At 46.4% G+C, this 565-nt stretch carries 1 protein-coding gene; it reads left to right on the forward strand.

Annotation, left to right across the window (positions count from 1 at the left end; genetic code table 11):
- On the forward strand, positions 1-565 hold a 565-nt coding region (locus AB4486_RS25840; RefSeq protein ID WP_372119590.1), incomplete at both ends, for a glycoside hydrolase family 3 N-terminal domain-containing protein.

Genomic DNA, 565 nt, shown 5'->3' on the forward strand with positions numbered 1-565 from the left:
GTTACCGACCTTCTCAGAGACGAATTGGGCTACACAGGTAACGTGAACTCAGATACCGGCATTATTGGCGATCGTGCATGGGGTGTGGAACACAAAACGATTGATGAGCAGGTTGCCATGGCGGTCGAAGCTGGAGTCGATGTTCTTTCAGGTTTCCATGATAAAGAAGTCATCGTGAAACTCGTGGAAAAAGATCTGCTTACCGAAGAGCGTGTCGACCTATCAGTCACACGCTTACTTGAAGAACAATTCAAGCTTGGCCTTTTCGAAAACACTTACGTTGATGAGAAAAAAGCCCAAGAGATTTTAGGCAACGAGAAGTACCAAGAACGCGCTGATTACGCACAGAAAAAGTCTGTCGTCTTACTTCAAAATACCAATAAGACTTTACCTCTAGCTGAATCAACCGCACAAAATCCTGTTGCTCTGTATGTCATGGGAATGGACGAAAACATTGCAGGAGACGACAAGTACAACTTTACCGTGACTTCCGGAGATTACGAAGCGGGAGAAACGCGTCCACCAGTACCAGCCGATACGGACTATGCGGTTATTCGTGTTCGCG

This window comes from Vibrio sp. 10N.222.55.C6 (assembly GCF_041473395.1).
Classification (GTDB): Bacteria; Pseudomonadota; Gammaproteobacteria; order Enterobacterales; family Vibrionaceae; genus Vibrio; species Vibrio crassostreae_C.